This window comes from Gordonia amicalis, from assembly GCF_022059885.1.
GTDB lineage: Bacteria > Actinomycetota > Actinomycetes > Mycobacteriales > Mycobacteriaceae > Gordonia > Gordonia amicalis.
The window spans coordinates 421,416-438,607 of the sequence record NZ_CP091855.1; the positions used below are offsets into that span (position 1 = coordinate 421,416).

A 17,192-nucleotide genomic window follows, 5' to 3' on the forward strand; every position below is an offset into this window, starting at 1 on the left:
TCCCAGTTCGGGCAAAGCGCCGGTGACCGCCGGCGGAATCGGCGAGAATGTCGAAGATGATCGAGGAATTGCAGGCCGAGGCCGAAGCCCTCCTCGCCGCGGGCGAATACGAGCACGCGCTGGCCGCGTTCTCCGTGCTCCGCGAGGTCAGAGCACGACGCGAAGGACCGTACTCGACGAAGTACCTGTCCAATCTGCACGACTGCGTCCGATGCATGTCCCACCTGCAGTTGTGGATGGACGCCAACTACCTCTGCAGCGAGTTGCACGGCAAGTACGTGCGGACCCACGGTCGCGGGGAGGCCGACACCGTCGACGTCGCCAAACACTGGGCCTGGGCACTCGTGAACCTCCACGACTATCCACCGGCCATCCGCCTCTACCTCATGACCGCCGATGCCCTCTGGGAGGTCGATCCCGGTCAGGCACAGCGCCTTCTCGGTGCCGCGGTGATCCACCGGCACGACACCGACCCCCTGGCGATCCTCACCCCCGGCGTCATCGACGGGGTGGGGCTCCACCACGCCGACGAGGAACGGACCGTGATCTCGCGTCTGGTGGCCGAACTGGCCGACACGGACACGGCGTCGCGGAGCTCGGCCACCATCGACGGCTTCGCGATCGCCTGACGCATCGCACGATCTCGCCACCCCCGCCCCGTCGCGCTGTTCGGGCTACGCAGCTGCGCGGAAGTGGCGATCCTGTCTACCGTCGACGTCTCAGACCACCTCGGTCCGTCGGCGGCGGCGTCGCAGGAGGTAGTTGTCCGCGGCTACGCGTCCGGCCGAGGTGAATCCCACCGCCAGCAGTCCGGCGATCAAGGCCAGCGGCCATTCGTAACCACTGTCGGTGTTCCAGAATCCCGCATCCCAATGAACGAAGACGATCGCGCCGATCATGTCCGCGATCAGCAGCGTGGCGACGATGGGCAGCAGGAGGCCCAGGATCAACAGGATGCCGCCGACCAGTTCCACCCAGGTCGCGTAGTACGCGGCCAGATCCGGAAAGGGCACGTCCATGCCCGCCGGACCGAAGGCCACCTTGGTGGCGTCCATCCCCTGTGTCACCAGCTTCTGCCAGCCGTGGGCGATGAAGATGATGCCGAGTATCAGTCGCGCGAGAAACTGCGCGACACTGCCGAATCCGGTCATAATGCTGCTCCTCGCATCGTCGGACGGGCCTGGTTCCCCGCCGCCAGGTACTCTCACAGTGTCCGCGACGACGAGACCTCGTCGCGGGTGATACGCCGAAATCGAGTCATCAACCGCAACCGCACCGTGACCACAGGCACCGCATCGCCGGCGTCCGATGACGCGGCCGGCAGCAGGCGGGCGAACGTGCCATACGGCAGAACGGAGTAGGAGTCGAGAGTGCCGGGAAAGTCTGGCCCTGGGTCACGGGGGCACGCCGGGGAGCCCTTCCTGGGTGCACCGTCCGACGTCCTCGATCCCTACCTGCCGGACAACGGAAATCTCGGCTTCCGGATCTCGCGCTACGACCTCGAACTCGAGTACAAGGTGTCGAGCAACCGCCTCGAGGGCACCGCGGTCCTGACCGCGACGTCGCATCGGGAGCTCAGACGCTTCACACTCGATCTCGCGAGCTCGATGTCGGTACAGCGGGTCTCGGTGAACGACAAGCGCGCCCGGTACAGCCATCGACGCCACAAGCTGTCCATCACCCCCGACACCCCGGTGCCGCCCGGCGGGGCGATGACGATCACCGTCCGCTATCACGGCAACCCCCGGCCGATCCGTGGCCCCTGGGGCGAGGTCGGCTGGGAAGAACTGACGGACGGCTCACTCTGCGCCAACCAACCCAACGGCGCGGCGTCGTGGTTCCCGTGCGACGACCATCCGAGTGCCAAAGCGCCGTACCGGATCTCGATCACCACCGACAGCCCGTACCACGCACTCGCCAACGGCGTACTGGAGTCCAAGCGGGTCCGCGCTGCTCAGACCACCTGGGTCTATCAGCAGGTGGAACCGATGCCGACCTACCTCGCGTCCATCCAGATCGGCCAGTACAAGCAGATCTCGTTGACCAGCAAGCCTTTTCCCGTGATCGGCCTCATCCCGTCCCGCCTCGAGGAGAACTTCGGGATCGATTTCGGCCCGCAGACGGAGATGATCGCGGTGTTCGTCGAGATGTTCGGACCGTACCCGTTCCCGCAGTACACCGTCGTCGTCACCGACGACGAGCTCGAAATCCCCATCGAGGCACAGACTTTCTCGACGTTCGGCGCGAACCACTGCGACGGCAGCCGGGACGCCGACCGTCTCATCGCCCACGAGCTCGCCCACCAGTGGTTCGGCAATTCGGTGACCGCGGCACGCTGGCGCGACATCTGGCTGCACGAGGGATTCGCCTGCTACGCCGAATGGCTGTGGAGCCAGCGGTCGGGCGGTCGCAGTGCCGACGAATGGGCACGCCACTACTACGAGAAGCTCGACGCGAACCCGGTGCGGGTGCCGCTGGCCGACCCGACCCCGCGCAAGATGTTCGACGACTGGGTCTACAAACGCGGTGCGCTCACCCTGCACGCCTTGCGGCTGAGAATCGGCGACGGCGACTTCTTCGCGCTCCTGCAGCGCTGGACCGAGAAGTACCGCTACGGGTCGGTGACGACCGAAGACTTCATGGCGCTCGCTGCCAACCACTCGTCGAAGCCGCTCAAGGACCTGTGGGACGCCTGGCTGTTCACCCCGGAACTGCCGCCGTTCCCCAGTCCGTCCTGAGGATCCGATGACGGACGTGCCGGCACCGACGCCGGAGACGCCTTCCGGCGCGGCCGGAGAAGTCGACACCGACGCGCGTTCGCTGGGACGCGTCACCGTCGCGACGCTCATCGCCGCCGCGTCGGGCTATCTGGTGCTGCTGCTGGCCGCACGTCACCTCGGTGCGATCGGGTACGGCGTCTTCGCGGTGTTCTGGGCTGCCTACGGTCTGGTCACCGGTGCACAGAACGGTCAGCTGCAGGAGACGACGCGCGCGGTGCGCGCGGCATCCGGTGGTGGGGCCCGGTCGCGGCCGCTGGTCGTGAACATCGGGATCGGCGCCGGTCTCGCCGTACTGGTGGCCGCGACGTCACCGCTGTGGAGCGGCGAGGTGTTCACCGACGAACGCCGGCTGTCGGTGGCATTGCTGGCGATCGGGGTGGCGAGCTTCGCGGTGTACGCGCACTTGTGCGGCGCGCTGTCCGGGATGCTGAGCTGGTCGTCGTTCGCGGTGCTGCTGTCGGTCGACGCACTGATCCGCCTGGCCGGTGCCGTCATCGCGGTGGCCGCCGGCTGGGGTACGACGGCCTTCCTGATCGTCACCGTCATCGGTTCGGTGTCGTGGTGCCTGCTGCTGGTCGGGTCCCCCGCGGCCCGACGCGCGGTCGGGATCGGCGGAGACGTACCCCCGCGCCGACTCACGACCAACACCCTCACCGCGATGGCAGCCGCCGCCGCGAGTGCCGTTCTCGTCATGGGCTTCCCCGTGCTGATCAACCTGACCGCCAACCTGCGCGGCACCCCCGACGCCGGCGAGGCCGGGGTGATCGGCGCGCTGATCCTGGCGGTGACCCTCACGCGTGCACCGCTGCTGGTGCCGCTCAACAGCTTCCAGGGCGTGCTGATCTCGCGCTTCGTCGATCACCGTGACCGACGGCTCGCGGCGCTGGCCGCCCCGCTCGGCGTCGTCGGCGTCGTCGGCGGGGTCGGGATCCTGGCCGCGTGGCTGGTCGGGCCCTGGCTGCTCCGGTCGGTCTTCGGCGCCGACTTCGACCTCGACGGCATCGTCGTCGCATTGCTCACCGCCGGCGCCACCTGCCTCGCCCTGTTGACCGTCACCGGTGCGGCCGCGATCGCCGCAGGTGCCCACCGCTGGTACGCCACGGGCTGGTGGGTCGCCACCCTCGTCGCCGTCGGGTTGCTGCTGATCCCGGCCGACGTCGAGGTCAGAACGTGCGTCGCGCTCGTCGTCGGCCCGCTGGTGGGGCTCGTCGTGCACATGGTCGGGGTGCTGCGGCGGCCTATCGCCGGTTGAGCCCCGTCGAAACCTTGCCTGCCGCCGCCCCCACCCGCGCTTGCAGGCGATTGAGCCGCGACGTCGCGTGTAAGCGCGCTGCCCTGGCCGCTCTTGGCCAACCGCGAGCCGCGCACCGTTCCGCCTCGGCGGCGAAGAAGCGGTTCTCCTCGTCGAAGCGACGTCCGTCGACGGCTTGCACCGAACTCACCGACCCACTGTGGCGGCGGTAGGAGAAGACGACTTCGGGGTCGTAGACGAGTGATCCGTCGTCGGCGGCGAGGTCGACGAGAAGCGCGAGGTCGAGGACGATCTCCAGCCCGGGCCGGAACCCGACCTCCCGCACCGCGGCGGTCCGCCACAGCAACGACGGAAAGTACGTCCAATTGCCGTGGTACAGGCTGGTCGCTAGGCGTTCACCGGACAGCACCGTCGCGTTCGAGGGGGCCAGGACGCTCTTCATCCGGTCCCCCAGCGGACGCACCGTCCGACCGTTCTCGTCGATGACGTCGACGCCCGGCGCGATGACCGACGCTTCCGGGTGATGCCGGGTCAACGTGCGGACGGTCGCGAGGTAGTCGGCGTGCATCACGTCGTCGCAGCCCATGACGACGAACCAGTCGGCGGTCACGAGCTCGACGCAGCGTCGGAAGTTCCCGTTGACGCCGAGGTTGGTGTCGTTGCGCAGGTAGCGCACGCGCGCGTCGTTCAGCGAGGCCAGCCATTCGCGCGGCGTCGGGTCGGGATAACAGTCGTCGACCACCACGAGCCGCAGGTCCGGGTCACTCTGATCGAGCACGCTGGTCACGGCCTCGCGGAACTGCGCGACGTCGCCGTAGAAGGGCATCATCACGTCGATCGGCATCCGACCAGACTAGCCGGGCCGAGCCGGGCGGTTCCTCTCCGAGGCCGCGGAATGGGAGTACCGCGACCGGCCGGGTTAGGGTTGTTCACCATGGCCGAACCCATCACCAATGCCGACGTCTGGCTGGTGGTACCCGTCTTCAACGAGGGGCAGGTGATCCGGGAGGTCGCGGCAAAGGCCCGCGAGACCTTCCCCAACATCGTCTGCGTCGACGACGGCTCGTCGGACAACTCGGCCGAGGAGATCAGGGCCGCCGGCGTCCACCTCGTGCGCCACCCGGTGAACCTCGGGCAGGGAGCGGCCATCCAGACCGGCGTCGAATACGCGCGCAAGCAGCCCGGCGCCCGCTTCTTCGTCACCTTCGACGCCGACGGACAGCATCAGGTCGACGACGTGTCGGCGATGGTCGCCCGCCTGCGGACCGAACCGGTCGACATCATCGTCGGCACCCGGTTCGCCGAGGGACGCAGCGAGTCGGTCCCGCTGCTGCGCCGGATGGCGTTGCGCACCATCGTCTTCCTGAGCCCCCGCACGCGACGGCTCGGATTGTCCGACGCGCACAACGGACTTCGCGTCTTCAACAAGAGGGTCGCGGACGATCTCGACCTCCTGATGAGCGGGATGAGTCACGCGTCGGAGTTCATCGCGCTCATCGATCACCACAAGTGGCGGGTTGCCGAGCAACCGGTCACGATCCTCTACACCGAATACTCACGCGCGAAGGGACAGTCGCTGATCAACGGGGTCAACATCGTCGCCGACGGCCTGTTCCACACCCGGATGAGGAAGTGAGGAGTCGATGATCTGGTTCCAGATCCTCGCGATCATCGGCCTGCTCGCACTGGTCGGCTTCTTCGTCGTCAACCGCGGCACCGCCCGATCGTCGGCCGGTGTGAAGATCCTGTTCGTCGCGTTCGTGGGTTTCGGCCTCTACGCGATGCTGCGCCAGGACGACGTCACCTGGGTCGCCAACAAGATCGGCATCCAGCGCGGCCTCGACCTCGTGCTGTTCCTGCTGGTCATCGCCTTCGCGTTCACCACGGTGTCGACGTACCTGCGGTTCCGCGACCTCGAGGTGAAGTACGCACGGCTCGCGCGCGCCGTCGCGCTGCAGAACGCCGAGAACCAGAACAGGCCCGGTCAGGACGCGGCCCCCGAGGACTGATCGGGCATAAGTCGCCGGAAGATCCGAGTTCGACGCACCCCTTGCGTCTACGTATACGTCTACTTATAGTGGGTTCATGCCCAACAAGACCATCTACGTCTCCGACGACGACATCGCCGTCCTCGAACGCGCTCAGCAGGTGTCGGGCGGTAACCTCTCCGGCGCCGTCGTCGAGGCACTCCGCGCGTATGTGCGGGCCGCGGACTATCGCGACGCCGGGTACGACGAGATCGTGCTCCGGGACGGACCCGACGGCGTGCGTCGGAAACGGTTCTTCGGTCGACCCCTCGCCGAGGAGACCGAGTACGACGAGAACACCGGCAACGCAACCAAACTCACCGCCTACGAGGGACGCACCGGCAAGATCGTGCTGTCGATCCACTTCGTGGACTGGAACAACTACGGCGTGACCCGCATGCAGAAGACCGGCAACTGGCTCAAGGACCTCACCGGCATCCCCAGCGTCCGCAGCCTGTTCAGTGCCGAACTCCCCGACTGGGGCGACTACACCGTCGAGATCGTCGACGACATCGAGGGACTGCGAAAACTCGTGCCCGAGAGGTTCTTCGAGCGCACCGCGGCCGCACTGGCACCCGACGTCGAAGACCTCGACGTGTAACGCCTCACCGTAACCGACCACTCCCCCAGAACATCCCGGCGACGCCCCATCGGGCGCTCGTCTATCAATACATGCATATATGCGCATGTCCTTATTCGTACGGAAAGGAACAGCAATGTCCGATCAACCCGCCATCAGTGTCTCCGGTCTTCGAAAGGCCTTCGGAGACAACACGGTTCTCGACGGTATCGACATCTCGGTGCCCGCCGGCAGCGTGTTCGCCCTACTCGGCCCCAACGGGTCCGGAAAGACCACCACGGTCAAGATCCTGTCCACGCTCGCACAGCCGGACTCGGGCGAGATACGGATCGCGGGACTCGATCCCGCCTCCGACCGCGATGCGATCTGCGCCCGGATCGGTCTGACCGGCCAGTTCGCTGCCGTCGACACGCTGCTCACCGGACGCGAGAACCTCACGATGGTCGCCCGGCTCCGGCATCTGCCGAAACACCAGGCCCACGAGCGAGTGGAGAAGCTACTCACCGACTTCGACCTCGTCGACGCCGCCGACCGCCGCGTCGCCGAGTACTCCGGCGGGATGACCCGCCGCCTCGACCTCGCGATGACCCTCGTCGGCGAACCGTCGATCATCTTCCTCGACGAACCGACGACCGGCCTCGATCCCCGCTCTCGCCGGACCGTGTGGGAGACCGTCCGCGGACTCGTCGCCCGGGGCACGACCATCTTCCTCACCACGCAGTACCTGGAAGAGGCCGACCATCTCGCCGACCGCATCGCCGTCCTCGATCGCGGCCGGATCGTCGCGGAGGGCACCGCCGCCGAACTCAAACAGCTCGTGCCCGGAGGTCACATCCGGATCGGTTTCGCCGACGCCGACGACCGCGAGCGCGCCCGCCGCGCGTTCTCGTCGTCGGTCGACGGGCAGGAGGAGAACAGCCTCGCTGTTCCCTCCGGCGGCGGGATCGGAGCGATCCGCGACGTCCTGTCGACCCTCGACGCCGCGGGCATCGAGGCCACCGGCATCTCGGTGCACACCCCGGATCTCGACGACGTGTTCCTCACCATCACCGGCCGGTCGGCCGCCACCCTCTAGGAGATCCGATGTCCACCACCCTCGCCTTCACGCTCTCCGATTCCTCGGTCATGGTTCGCCGCAACCTCGTTCGGCTCCGGCGATACCCCACGATGATGTTCTCCACGATCGCGATGCCCGTCGTCATCCTGCTGATGATGACCTTCTTCTTCGGCGGGGCGATCGAGAGCGCACTGGCCGCCGACGGCCCGCTCGACGGGAAGTACATCAACTACCTGCTGCCGGGGCTGCTGCTCTTCGTGCCGTCGTTCCTCACTGTGGCGGTGGCGGTCTCGGTCAACCAGGACGTCACCGAGGGCATCATCAATCGTCTGCGCTCGTTGGCCACCCCGCCGACGGCGATCCTCGCCGGTCACTTCGTCGGTGCCCTGATCCAGGGTGTCGTCGCGGTGCTGTTCCTGCTCGCCGCCGCCTTTGCACTCGGTTTCCGTTCGGAGGCAAACGCTCTCGACTGGCTGCTCGCGGGCGGCCTGTTGCTCCTGCTGACGGCCGGCCTGGTGTGGATCGCCGTCGCCATGGGCGTCGTCGCACCGAATCCGGAGAGCGCCAGCAACATGCCCCTGCCGCTGCTGTTCCTGCCCTACCTGGGCAGCGGGCTCGTGCCGACCGACAGCATGCCGAACGGGGTGCGGCAGTTTGCCGAGTATCAGCCCTTCAGCCCGATCGCCGACACGCTGCGCGGCCTGCTCATGGGACTCGACATCAGCGATCGCTGGCCGTGGGCACTCGGCTGGTGCGTGGTGTTCCTGATCGTCGGCTACTTCTGGGCGGTCACCGCATTCCGCCGCTCGACCGCCGGCTGAGCGGGCGGTCGTCCCGAGTCCGCGGCGCTCAGTCCGCCAGCGAACGCAGGTAGGCGGTCACGTCGTCGTGGCGCGGGAGCAGTCCCGACGCCGCGGCTTCGTGCAATCCGGGTGCGGCGGTGTCCTTCTCGGAGAGTTCGTACTCCAGCGGCGTACCATCCCGCGCGGTGGTCGGCCAGTCGATGGCGAGGTCGGGGTCGAGTGGGTTGATGCCGTGTTCGCCAGACGGGTTGTAGCCGGTGGAGCAGAGGTAGGTGACGGTCGAGTTGTCGGCCAGCGCGCAGAACGCGTGCCCTAGCCCTTCCGACAGGTAAACCGCCCGACGGTCGACGTCGTCGAGCAGGACGGTGTCGTAGGTGCCGAAGGTCGGGGAGCCGACGCGGATGTCGACGATGACGTCGAGGATGGCACCCGACGCGCAGGTGACGTACTTCGCCTGTCCCGGAGGAACATCGGCGAAATGCACACCGCGCAGCACACCAGCGGCAGATACCGACAGATTGACCTGCGCGAGGTCGAAGCGGTGCCCGATCACCTCGGCCAGCAGGTCCCCCTTGAACGCCTCGGCGAACAGTCCCCGTGCGTCGCCGTGCTGGACCGGGGTGAGTTCCCACGCGCCGTCGATCGTGAGCGGTCGCACCTTCATGGATGAGCCTTTCGCATCGGATGTATCCTCAGAATCCCTTGCCCCGCTGCAGGAGTTCGAGCAGGTAGTCACCGTAACCGGACTTGCGGAGTTTCTCCGCGCGAGAACGGAGCTCGTCGTCGTCGAGCAATCCACGACGCCACGCGATCTCTTCGGGCACAGCGATCTTGAGGCCTTGGCGTTGTTCGACCGTGCGCACGAAATTGCCGGCGTCGAGGAGGCTGTCGAAGGTTCCGGTGTCGAGCCAGGCGGTCCCACGCGGCAGGACCGTCACCGACAGTTTGCCGCGTTCGAGGTAGTGGGCGTTGATGTCGGTGATCTCGTATTCGCCGCGTGCGCTGGGTTTCAGGTTGCGGGCGATCTCGACCACCTCGTTGTCGTAGAAGTACAGGCCGGGCACCGCGAAGTTCGACTTCGGTTGTGCCGGCTTCTCTTCCAGCGAGATCGCGGTCCCGTCGGCGTCGAAGTCGACGACACCGTAGGCCTCCGGATTGGACACCCAGTAGGCGAAGACCGCTCCGCCGTCGACGTTCTCGAAACCCTGCAGCCGGCTGCCGAGACCGGGTCCGTAGAAGATGTTGTCGCCGAGCACGAGTGCGACCGACTCGTCGCCGATGTGGTCGGCGCCAAGGGTGAAGGCCTGGGCGAGGCCGTCGGGCGAGGGTTGGGTCTTGTAGGTGAGGTTGATACCGAACTGGTCGCCGTTGCCGAGCAGTCCCTGGAAGGCGGGCGCGTCGTGCGGGGTGGTGATGACGAGGATGTCGCGGATACCGGCGAGCATCAGCGTGGAGAGCGGGTAGTAGATCATCGGCTTGTCGTAGACCGGGACGAGCTGTTTGCTCACACCCTGCGTGATCGGGTGCAGGCGCGAGCCCGTACCGCCGGCCAGAATGATCCCTCGCATGCGCCACAGCCTAGTGCCCGACGCTCCGGCTCACTGCGCGCACACCCGGGGCCCTGGCCGGTCCCCATCCGCGTGGCAAGCTCGTCACCTCGGGTCGGGGTGCCGATCTCGGTAGAGTTGCGTCGACGAATACCTCAGGCGGAAGGATCGACGTGCGTGTTCTCGTGACCGGCGGTGCCGGTTTCATCGGCGCCAACTTCGTGCTGCGCACGCTGGCCACCCGCCCCGAGTGTTCGATCCGGGTGCTGGACAAACTCACCTACGCCGCCAACCCCGAGACCCTGACCTCGGTCGCCGACCGGGTCGAGCTGATCGAGGGCGACATCGCCGATGCCGCCCTGGTCCACCACCTGGTCGGCGAGGCCGATCTGGTGGTGCACTTCGCCGCCGAATCCCACAACGACAACTCCCTGGCCGACCCCTCGGCGTTCGTGCACACCAACCTGGTGGGCACCTACACCCTGCTCGAAGCCGTCCGCGCCCATCAGGTGCGCTATCACCACATCAGCACCGACGAGGTCTACGGCGACCTCGACCTCGACGACCCGGCCCGCTTCACCGAAGCCACCGCCTACAACCCCTCGAGCCCGTACTCGGCGACCAAAGCCGGCTCCGACCTGCTCGTGCGCGCCTGGGTGCGCTCCTTCGGCGTGGCCGCCACCATCTCCAACTGCTCCAACAACTACGGCCCGTACCAGCACATCGAGAAGTTCATCCCCCGCCAGATCACCAACGTGCTCTGCGGGGTACGTCCCAAGCTCTACGGCGACGGCCGCAACGTGCGCGACTGGATCCACGTCGACGACCACAACGACGCGGTGTGGACCATCATCGACCAGGGTCGGATCGGCGAAACGTATCTGATCGGCGCCGACGGCGAGGTCGACAACCGCACCGTCGTGGAAACCATCCTCGAACTCCTCGGCCAGCCGAAGGATGCCTTCGACTTCGTCACCGACCGCCCCGGCCACGACCGCCGCTACGCCATCGACTCCACCCGCCTGCGCACCGAACTCGGCTGGCAACCCAACTACGTCGACTTCCGCGCCGGCCTGGCCGCCACCATCGACTGGTACCGCGACAACACCAGCTGGTGGCAACCCGCCAAAGACGCCGTCGAACAGAAATACGCCGCCACCGAGCGGGTGACGGGCTAGTTCGCGGCCGGTCGTTTGGCGTTCTCGCAGTTCCGCCCCCTACGGTGTTCACATGCGCGTACTCGTGAGCGGCGGCGCGGGCTACATCGGCTCGCACACCGTGATCCAGCTGGTCTCCGCCGGACATGACGTCGTCATCGTCGACGACTTCAGCAATGCCAAGCCCACGGTCGTCGGTCGGCTCGAGGCCTTGAGCGGTCGTTCCATCCCGGTACACGCCTTCGACCTCGCGGACGTGGACAAGACCGAGCACTTCTTCGCCCACGAGGACGTCGACGCGGTGATCCACTTCGCCGGGTACAAGGCGGTCGGTGAGTCGGTGGCCAAGCCGCTGGACTACTACCAGAACAACCTCGGCACGACGTTCTCGCTGTTGCGGGCGATGGAACGCCACAACGTGCACACGCTGGTCTTCTCGTCGTCGGCGACCGTCTACGGCGCCGACCCCGAGTTGCCGATGACCGAGGACCTCCCGACGTCGGCGACCAACCCGTACGGCTGGACCAAGGTGATGATCGAGCAGGTGCTGCGCGACGTCGCGGCCAGTTCCGACGCCTGGCGGATCGCGGCGCTGCGCTACTTCAACCCGGTGGGTGCGCACCCGAGCGGTCAGATCGGTGAGGACCCGTCGGGCATCCCGAACAATCTGATGCCATTCGTCGCGCAGGTCGCCGTCGGCCGGCGCGAGAAGTTGTCGGTCTTCGGCGACGACTACGACACCCCGGACGGCACCGGCGTTCGCGACTACATCCACGTCGACGACCTCGCGGCCGGGCACGTCGCCGCACTGGACCGCATCAGCACTGGTCATACCGGCATGTCGACGTGGAACCTCGGAACCGGACAAGGCGTTTCGGTCCTCGAAGTCGTGCACGCTTTCGAAAAGGCGAGCGGCAAGCCGATTCCGTACGAGATCGCACCGCGCCGGCCCGGTGACATCGCCGCGTCGTACGCCGATCCCACCCGCGCGAACGCCGACCTGAACTGGCACGCCACCAAGACGATCGACGACATGTGCGCCGACACCTGGCGCTGGCAGTCGGGAAACCCGACGGGCTATCCGGACGCCTGAGCCGTCACCGATCGGCGTACGGATCGTCGGGATCGACGGTCTCGTCGGTGGCCCACCCGATGTAGCGGCGGGCCGACGTCTCGACGACCTCGCGTGCGTTCTCGTCGACGACGACGCCGAACGCGTCGTACAGTCGATCGAAGGGTAGTGCCGTGACCCGGTCGGCGATCTGACGAACGAGTCTGGGCGACAACGGGATCATGTTCGGGTAGCTGCGCATGAAGGTCACCATCCCCGGCTGCATGACGCCTTTGATCGTGTCGCCGGTCAGCAACGCTCCCCGACCGTCGGCGGCACCCGGCAGGTGCAGGACCGCGCTACCCGGAAAATGCCCGCCGCACTGGATGATTCGCACCCCGTTGAGGATCTCGGCGTCGCCGGACCAGAACTCGACGACAGGATCCGGCCGGGTCAGCCATCGACGATCGAGATCGTTGTAGTAGACCGGCACCCCACCGAACCGGTGACTGAGAGACACACTGGCGCCGTAGAGGTGCGGATGACTGGCCGTGATGGCTGCGACGCCGCCGCATTCCACCAGCCGGTCGACGAGAGAGGGACCGACGAAACCCGGTGGTTCCCAGAGGATGTTTCCCTGCGAAGTGGCCACCAGGAATCCCTGCTGGCCGATGCCGACCGACGGCCTCAGCGAAAGTCGGGTGAGGCCCGGCTCGACCTCGGCGACGTCGAGCGCATTGTCGGCGTCCTCGTCGAGTCGGGTCCACTGTTGTCCGCTTGTCGGAATCCACTGCCGGTCGTCGTCGCAGATCGGACAGACCTCGGGAAGGTCCGCGTCGGGCGCGTACTCGTTCGCGCAGAAGACACACATCCACGGCTGCATGACTCGACGCTAACCCCGTTGCCAGCCTCGGGCCCTGATCTCCGAGGGATGTGGTCCATCGGACCGACGTGGGTCAGCACTATATCAGTGCATACCGACAGAAGATTTGCACACGAACTCCATCGACAATCGTTGCACGCCTTGATATTCAGGCGTACGCTCGAACATACATTCGTAACAACGGCATCGGGGGGGGGTGACCGTCTTGATCGAGATCTCGAACTCCGACGTCGTGCCGTCGACCCGCGCCTCCGAACTCGTGCAAGAACTACACCGGATCACCACCGAACTGCAGACCGTCGACCTGACACAATGCTCCGATGCCGAGCTCGTCGACGTCGCCGCCGACACCGAACGCGCCATCGCCCGACTCACTTTCGCCGGCGACCGGCAGATCGTCGAGATCGCCGACCGCGACCTGCCCCACAAAACCGGGCACCGCAGCATCACCCAGTTCATGACCCACCGCCTGCGCATGGCCGACCCCATGCGCCGCACCAAACAACGCCACGCGACCGCCACCCACCTCAGCCCGACCGGCGAACCACTCGAACCCGAACGCCCCGCTCTGGCAGAGGCATTGGCCGACGGCAAGATCAACACCTCCCACATCCGGGCGGTACTCGACGTGCTCGACCAGATCCCGCACGCCGTCGACCACGACGTGAAACTCGCCGCCGAACGACAGATGGCCGAAATCGCCGTCGACCACACCCCCGCCGACATCACCGCCCTCGGCGCCCGCCTGTTGGCCCACCTCGACCCCGACGGAACACTCGCCGACGACACCGACCGCAAACGCCGTCGCAAACTGTCGGTCAACCGGCAACGCGCCGACGGCACCGCCAAGATGTCCGCCGACCTCACACCCGAACTCCTCGCGCGGATCACCATGCTGCTCGCGGTCTGGGCCAAACCCGGCATGAACAACCCCGACGACCCCGAATCACCGCACGGGTCGATCGAGAATGCCGACCCCGAGATGGTCGAAGCCGCTGCCGCACGTGATGATCGCAGCGATGCGCAGCGCAACCACGACGCGTTCGACGCCTTGCTGAAGGCTGTGTTCGAGGACGGCCTGCTCGGCAAGAGTCACCGCGGGTTGCCGATACAGGTGATCGTCAAAGCCGACCTCAACGATCTGATCCGCGAAGCCGGGTTCGCCACCACCGCCACCGGCACGCTGATCCCCATCCCCGACCTCATCGACATGGCCGCCGACGCCCAACCCTGGCTGGCCGTGTTCAAAGACGCCACCGCCGTCCCGCTCTACTTCGGACGCGGCAAACGCCTGGCCACCCGCGAACAACGACTCGTGTCCTTCGCCCGACCCGACGGCGAGGTCTGCTCCACACCCGACTGCGACCTATCCGCCGCACACGTGGAAATGCACCACGCGCAACTCGACTGGGGTCTCGGTGGCCTCACCGACATCACCGACCTCGCACCCGCATGCCCGAAACACAACCGCATGGTCGGCGACCAGCCCGGCCAATACACCACCCGCATGGTGCGGGAAGGACCCGACGAAGGCCGTTGCACCTGGCAACTCAACGCCGAACCCGGCGCACCACCCAACCCCGAACGTGTGAACCGGCGACCCGACATACCCCGACGGTTCGCCGAGCACCTTGAACAGGTGCGCACCGAGATCCACGGGCCCGACGAGGCGTCCGGCGATCAGTCGCGCCTTCAGCTGCGCCAGATCATCGACCTACGCAACGCCTCCGACGCCGAAGCCACCCTCGCCTCGATAATGCTCGCCGCCGCATACCCGCGCGCCTGAGATGGCATCGGTATGACGTTGTGCCCGGAATCCGGGCACAACGTCATACCGGTCTGAAGCAGAAAGCCCGATGCTCGCGAAGGGCGGCGCGACGAGCAGGCCTCGCACCAAAGCCGAGGACGCCGGACCACATACGACCTCGTCCCGGGTCAGCCGACGGGCGGCGCCTCGGCCGGCGGGACGCCCACAGCCGGCACACCCTCCACCGGCGCAGGCGGGTACACCAGGTCGTTGACGCGGTAGACGACGGCCTCGCCCTGCCGGAACACCTCGGTCAGACCGGGGGCCCCGTTCTCGCGCAGTTCCAGGAACGGGTCGCCCTGGTGGCCGTTCTCCGGGTCGGGTCGACCGCGCTGGAACTCCCAATAGCTCGTCGGGGAGTCGATCACATAGTGCACGTTCATGTCCCGGACGATCTGGTCGATCGCGGGGTCGGCGCCGATCTTCGCGACACCCCAGAAGACGTCGCGCTGACGTTCGGAGAACTCGTTGGCCCGGTAGAACGGGAACATCGGGGTGACGCCGGTGACCGGGTACAGCCACCCGGTGCCCTGGTCGAGATTGTTGAGGACGAGCACGTCCTGGGCGTCGGGTTGCGATGCGAGCCATGCGTAGGCGGCGAGGTCGTCAGGGCCGATGTACTTGCCGCCCCGTTCCTTCGACGCGATCTGCGCGTTCGGCGGGTAGCGGACCACCGCGGCGCCGGCGATCAGGGCCAGCAACACCACGTACGTGGTCGCGACCACCCAACCGGCGCGGTTCGTGCCCGTGGTGGAGGTCTCGTCCGACGGCCCGAACCGCCGCCCGATGACGCCGATGAGGGCGACCACGGACACGCCGATCGCGACACCTGCGGCCGCCGCCGAGAAGATGGCGACCACGAAGGTGAGTCGGTGCGGCGAGTTGTAGAAGTAGCCCCCGATGGCGCCGAGCGGGTAGGACAGCGGGCCGAGTGACACCACCGAGTTCGCCGTCACGAGCGCGAAGACCAGCCACGCCGCGAGTCCGGCCCAGCACCGCAACCAGGCCAGGACCCCGAGGCCGAGGACGGTCACGATGATCAGCGGCCAGACCGGGAAGTGATCGAGATTCAGCGGGATCGTGCCGTTGAACGCACCCTGCGCCAGGCCGTCGAGTATTCCGATCCCTTCTTCACGGAAGTCGAAGAACGGGAGTTCGTTGGTGTCCGCGACGCGGATCGTGCCGAGGACCACCGGGAAGATCAGGATCAGCGTGAGGACGGCCGTGACCGCGAGGGTCGCGAGATCACCCACACGGCTCACCGCCGGTCGCCAGAGGCCCTCACACAGCCACCACAGTCCCACGATGACACCGACGAGGATCAGACCGGAGGGATGCGTGGCCGTCACACCGGCCACCGCCAGGGCGGCCGGTAGCACACGAGACCGGTCGCGGACCACGCTGAGAACCAGTACCGCCGCGACCGGAGCAAGACTCACGCCAACCGCATTCGGCACCGACGTCAGCTGCACTTCGACGTACGGCAGTGACGGGAACAGCGCGGCGACGGCGGCGGCGGTACCCGCGATGAGAGCGGAGGTGTCGACGTCGTAGCGGTGTCGGGCGAACCAGTAGGCCAGTGACGCCACACCCAGCGGCACCGTGACCGCCAGTACCGCAGGCGAATACGTGTTGTACAACTCGACCGGATTCGCGCCGGTCAACGGGAACAGCAAGGCGCCCAGGGCATGCCACGTGTTCGGGTAATAGTTGAACCCGTGGGTGTCGTAGTTCATCAGCTCGCCCATGCGCAGGGCCGAACCGATCCCGGTCTCGTGGATCCACCGCAGAGAACTGGCGTGCCACAACGAGTCCCACACCTGCGAGATGTTGTCGAGTCCCGCGAACGCGGTCTTGGCCACCGGCCGGATGCAGGTGATCGCGATGATGAGTCCGCCGAGACCGAGACCGGCGACCACGCGCAGCATCGCGGTACGCCCGACTCCTGGTTCGCTCGTATCCGCAGGCACCGGCACAAACCGTCGTGCGACGCCGGTGCGCAGCAGGCGGGAATACGCCCACGCCACCGCGAGAGCGAGAACCAGCCCCACGAGCGCCGAGATCGGGTTCCACACGAAGCCGACCGCGGAGTACAGCACGGTGAGGATCGAGACCAGCGCGAACGTGATGGCCGGTCCCGCCGCGAGCGCCACCGGCCACGACAGGTTCATCCGGCGTCCTACGAATGCACCAGGCAGGATCAGCACGAGCGCGGACACGATCACGACCCACGCAGCCAGCACCATCA

At 67.0% G+C, this 17,192-nt stretch carries 17 protein-coding genes; 11 read left to right on the forward strand and 6 right to left on the reverse strand.

Going from position 1 to position 17,192, the window contains the following annotated elements; genetic code table 11:
• The first annotated feature begins 56 nt into the window (after positions 1-56).
• Positions 57-629 carry a hypothetical protein gene (locus tag IHQ52_RS01915; protein ID WP_006435027.1) on the forward strand — a complete coding sequence of 191 codons (573 nt, stop codon included), beginning with the start codon at positions 57-59 and terminating at the stop codon, positions 627-629.
• A 90-nt stretch (positions 630-719) separates the two neighbouring features.
• Here IHQ52_RS01915 and IHQ52_RS01920 read toward each other — a convergent pair whose 3' ends face one another.
• Positions 720-1,151: a DoxX family protein gene (locus tag IHQ52_RS01920; RefSeq protein ID WP_006435028.1), complete on the reverse strand. Its 432-nt coding sequence runs from the start codon at positions 1,149-1,151 to the stop codon at positions 720-722.
• Between the two features lie 219 nt (positions 1,152-1,370).
• On the opposite strand from IHQ52_RS01920, the gene IHQ52_RS01925 reads away from it, so the two are divergent.
• Together IHQ52_RS01925 and IHQ52_RS01930 are read left to right on the forward strand one after the other, a co-directional pair.
• Positions 1,371-2,738, forward strand: a complete 1,368-nt coding sequence (locus tag IHQ52_RS01925; RefSeq protein WP_238064042.1) for a M1 family metallopeptidase — start codon at positions 1,371-1,373, stop codon at positions 2,736-2,738.
• 7 nt (positions 2,739-2,745) lie between these two features.
• Positions 2,746-4,032, forward strand: a complete 1,287-nt coding sequence (locus tag IHQ52_RS01930) for a polysaccharide biosynthesis protein (protein WP_238064043.1) — start codon at positions 2,746-2,748, stop codon at positions 4,030-4,032.
• Here the strand turns inward: IHQ52_RS01930 and IHQ52_RS01935 are convergent.
• Positions 4,019-4,876 carry a glycosyltransferase family 2 protein gene (locus IHQ52_RS01935; RefSeq protein WP_024500294.1) on the reverse strand — a complete coding sequence of 286 codons (858 nt, stop codon included), beginning with the start codon at positions 4,874-4,876 and terminating at the stop codon, positions 4,019-4,021. The genes IHQ52_RS01930 and IHQ52_RS01935 overlap by 14 nt on opposite strands.
• A gap of 90 nt (positions 4,877-4,966) precedes the next feature.
• On the opposite strand from IHQ52_RS01935, the gene IHQ52_RS01940 reads away from it, so the two are divergent.
• The 5 genes from IHQ52_RS01940 to IHQ52_RS01960 all read left to right on the forward strand — a co-directional run bounded on the left by IHQ52_RS01940 (position 4,967) and on the right by IHQ52_RS01960 (position 8,517).
• Positions 4,967-5,668 carry a glycosyltransferase family 2 protein gene (locus IHQ52_RS01940; RefSeq protein ID WP_024500295.1) on the forward strand — a complete coding sequence of 234 codons (702 nt, stop codon included), beginning with the start codon at positions 4,967-4,969 and terminating at the stop codon, positions 5,666-5,668.
• 7 nt (positions 5,669-5,675) lie between these two features.
• On the forward strand, positions 5,676-6,041 hold the full coding sequence (locus IHQ52_RS01945; RefSeq protein WP_024500296.1) for a DUF2304 domain-containing protein: 366 nt from the start codon (positions 5,676-5,678) through the stop codon (positions 6,039-6,041).
• A 76-nt stretch (positions 6,042-6,117) separates the two neighbouring features.
• On the forward strand, positions 6,118-6,660 hold the full coding sequence (locus tag IHQ52_RS01950) for an EXLDI protein (protein WP_024500297.1): 543 nt from the start codon (positions 6,118-6,120) through the stop codon (positions 6,658-6,660).
• A gap of 115 nt (positions 6,661-6,775) precedes the next feature.
• Entirely contained in the window at positions 6,776-7,714 is a 939-nt protein-coding gene (locus IHQ52_RS01955; RefSeq protein ID WP_024500298.1) for an ABC transporter ATP-binding protein, read from the forward strand.
• An 8-nt stretch (positions 7,715-7,722) separates the two neighbouring features.
• A complete protein-coding gene (locus tag IHQ52_RS01960) occupies positions 7,723-8,517 on the forward strand; it encodes an ABC transporter permease (protein WP_024500299.1) in 795 nt (264 codons plus the stop codon).
• A 28-nt stretch (positions 8,518-8,545) separates the two neighbouring features.
• Here the strand turns inward: IHQ52_RS01960 and IHQ52_RS01965 are convergent, their stop codons facing one another.
• Positions 8,546-9,163 (reverse strand): dTDP-4-dehydrorhamnose 3,5-epimerase family protein, encoded by a 618-nt coding sequence (locus IHQ52_RS01965; protein WP_024500300.1) that lies wholly within the window; start codon positions 9,161-9,163, stop codon positions 8,546-8,548.
• Positions 9,164-9,191: 28 nt separating this feature from the next.
• Positions 9,192-10,067, reverse strand: a complete 876-nt coding sequence (rfbA, locus tag IHQ52_RS01970; RefSeq protein ID WP_024500301.1) for a glucose-1-phosphate thymidylyltransferase RfbA — start codon at positions 10,065-10,067, stop codon at positions 9,192-9,194.
• 152 nt (positions 10,068-10,219) lie between these two features.
• Between rfbA and rfbB the strand changes: the two genes are divergently transcribed.
• Positions 10,220-11,224, forward strand: a complete 1,005-nt coding sequence (gene rfbB, locus IHQ52_RS01975) for a dTDP-glucose 4,6-dehydratase (protein WP_024500302.1) — start codon at positions 10,220-10,222, stop codon at positions 11,222-11,224.
• Positions 11,225-11,276: 52 nt separating this feature from the next.
• A complete protein-coding gene (gene galE / locus IHQ52_RS01980) occupies positions 11,277-12,296 on the forward strand; it encodes a UDP-glucose 4-epimerase GalE (RefSeq protein WP_024500303.1) in 1,020 nt (339 codons plus the stop codon).
• 4 nt (positions 12,297-12,300) lie between these two features.
• Here galE and IHQ52_RS01985 read toward each other — a convergent pair whose 3' ends face one another.
• Complete coding sequence (locus IHQ52_RS01985; protein WP_024500304.1) at positions 12,301-13,137, reverse strand: MBL fold metallo-hydrolase; 837 nt, start codon at positions 13,135-13,137, stop codon at positions 12,301-12,303.
• A 232-nt stretch (positions 13,138-13,369) separates the two neighbouring features.
• Here IHQ52_RS01985 and IHQ52_RS01990 point away from each other — a divergent pair, with 232 nt between their 5' ends.
• A complete protein-coding gene (locus IHQ52_RS01990) occupies positions 13,370-14,923 on the forward strand; it encodes a DUF222 domain-containing protein (RefSeq protein ID WP_407043633.1) in 1,554 nt (517 codons plus the stop codon).
• 149 nt (positions 14,924-15,072) lie between these two features.
• On the opposite strand, the gene IHQ52_RS01995 is transcribed toward IHQ52_RS01990, so the two are convergent.
• Positions 15,073-17,190: a DUF6541 family protein gene (locus IHQ52_RS01995; RefSeq protein WP_096272891.1), complete on the reverse strand. Its 2,118-nt coding sequence runs from the start codon at positions 17,188-17,190 to the stop codon at positions 15,073-15,075.
• Positions 17,191-17,192: the final 2 nt, after the last annotated feature.

Bases quoted from the DNA above. Each gene is read 5' to 3' on its own strand.
- IHQ52_RS01920 (WP_006435028.1), bottom strand. From the start codon at position 1,151: ATGACCGGATTCGGCAGTGTCGCGCAGTTTCTCGCGCGACTGATACTC.
- rfbA (WP_024500301.1), bottom strand. From the start codon at position 10,067: ATGCGAGGGATCATTCTGGCCGGCGGTACGGGCTCGCGCCTGCACCCG.
- galE (WP_024500303.1), top strand. From the start codon at position 11,277: ATGCGCGTACTCGTGAGCGGCGGCGCGGGCTACATCGGCTCGCACACC.
- IHQ52_RS01960 (WP_024500299.1), top strand. From the start codon at position 7,723: ATGTCCACCACCCTCGCCTTCACGCTCTCCGATTCCTCGGTCATGGTT.
- IHQ52_RS01915 (WP_006435027.1), top strand. From the start codon at position 57: ATGATCGAGGAATTGCAGGCCGAGGCCGAAGCCCTCCTCGCCGCGGGC.
- IHQ52_RS01985 (WP_024500304.1), bottom strand. From the start codon at position 13,137: ATGCAGCCGTGGATGTGTGTCTTCTGCGCGAACGAGTACGCGCCCGAC.
- IHQ52_RS01955 (WP_024500298.1), top strand. From the start codon at position 6,776: ATGTCCGATCAACCCGCCATCAGTGTCTCCGGTCTTCGAAAGGCCTTC.
- IHQ52_RS01995 (WP_096272891.1), bottom strand. From the start codon at position 17,190: ATGGTGCTGGCTGCGTGGGTCGTGATCGTGTCCGCGCTCGTGCTGATC.
- IHQ52_RS01940 (WP_024500295.1), top strand. From the start codon at position 4,967: ATGGCCGAACCCATCACCAATGCCGACGTCTGGCTGGTGGTACCCGTC.
- IHQ52_RS01945 (WP_024500296.1), top strand. From the start codon at position 5,676: ATGATCTGGTTCCAGATCCTCGCGATCATCGGCCTGCTCGCACTGGTC.
- IHQ52_RS01935 (WP_024500294.1), bottom strand. From the start codon at position 4,876: ATGCCGATCGACGTGATGATGCCCTTCTACGGCGACGTCGCGCAGTTC.
- IHQ52_RS01965 (WP_024500300.1), bottom strand. From the start codon at position 9,163: ATGAAGGTGCGACCGCTCACGATCGACGGCGCGTGGGAACTCACCCCG.
- IHQ52_RS01930 (WP_238064043.1), top strand. From the start codon at position 2,746: ATGACGGACGTGCCGGCACCGACGCCGGAGACGCCTTCCGGCGCGGCC.
- IHQ52_RS01950 (WP_024500297.1), top strand. From the start codon at position 6,118: ATGCCCAACAAGACCATCTACGTCTCCGACGACGACATCGCCGTCCTC.